We start from the raw sequence: 1390 nt of genomic DNA on the forward strand, positions 1-1390 counted from the left end.
AGGCGCGGATCGATTCCGCACCGGCGGACATCCCTGCTGCCCTTCCCGCAGCGCAGGGCTACCCGCTGGGCGCCCGCGCTCCACCCTCCCTGGCCTGAAGCCCTTTTCCTTCAGCTCAGACCAGGACCCATCGATGACAACCGTTTCCACGGCCCCGGCCGCGCCCGAACGCGCGGACCTGCGGGCCGCATCCCTCTATCGCGCCGTCTGGCGCTGGCATTTCTACGCCGGGCTCATCACCCTGCCCTTCCTCATCCTGCTGGCCGTGACGGGCGGCCTTTATCTCTTCAAGGCCGAGATCGACGGGCTGATCCACCGTGACGTCAAACGCGTCGAAGCCCGCGTGGGCGCCGAACGTCCGCCAAGCGAGATCATCACGCAGGCCACGAAAGCCTTCGCCGGCCAGCCGGTGAAATATGTTCCGCCCGAAACCACGACCGCTTCCGCCGAAGTCACGATCCGCAGTGCGTCGGGCATGCGGATGATCGTCTATGTCGACCCTTATGACGGGCGCGTGCTGGGCCAGATTCCGGACCGCGGCACGGTGATGTGGGTGATCCGCCAGCTGCACAGCCTTGCCTATTTCGGGCCGGTCGCGAATGGAATCATCGAGATCGTCGGCGGCTGGGCGATCCTGCTCGTGCTCACCGGCCTCTATCTTTGGTGGCCCCGCAAGCAGAGCGGCGGCATCGTCACCGTGCGCGGCAAGCCGCGACATCGCGTGTTCTGGCGAGACCTGCACGCGGTGACAGGCCTGATTGCCGGCGGTTTCATTCTCTTCCTCGCCATCACCGGCATGCCCTGGTCAGTGCTCTGGGGTGCCAAGGTCAACCAATGGGCGAATGGCCATAACTTCGGCTATCCCGCCGGGGTCCGCGTCGCGGTGCCAATGTCCGATGAACACCTTGCCCATGCCGGGCCGACCTCATGGTCGCTGGAACAGGCCCGGGTGCCGGAATCGGCTGCGCATGGCGGCAAGCCTCTCGACCTCGATGCTGCCGTCGCCATCTTCGATCGGCTGGGCCTGAAGCGCGGCTATGCGGTCAATCTCCCAGGCGGACCGAGCGGCGTCTACACCGGTTCGGTCTACCCCAAGGACATGGCATACCAGCGGGTGGTCCATCTCGACCAATACAGCGGCAAACCCTTGATCGACATGAGCTATGCCGACTACGGCCCGCTTGGAAAGGCGCTCGAATGGGGCGTCAACGTGCACATGGGCCAGGAGTTCGGGCTGGCAAATCAGTTGCTGATGCTGGCGGTGTGCCTGGCGATCATCCTGCTTGCCGTCTCGGCGCTGGTGATGTGGTGGAAGCGGCGGCCTCAGGGCTCGCTGGGCGTCCCGCCGCTGCCCACCGACAAGGCGACATTGTGGGGTGTCGCCGGGTTG

General features: G+C 65.7%; 1 protein-coding gene. It reads left to right on the forward strand.

Translation table 11 applies throughout. The features are described from left to right. Nucleotides 1-133: 133 nt before the first annotated feature. Nucleotides 134-1390, forward strand: a 1257-nt coding sequence (locus tag ACIPIA_RS16315) for a PepSY-associated TM helix domain-containing protein (RefSeq protein WP_400511022.1), incomplete at its 3' end; no start/stop codon positions are given.

Origin of the sequence: Allobosea sp. CER48 (assembly GCF_044752385.1) — a bacterium.
Lineage (GTDB): Bacteria > Pseudomonadota > Alphaproteobacteria > Rhizobiales > Beijerinckiaceae > Allobosea.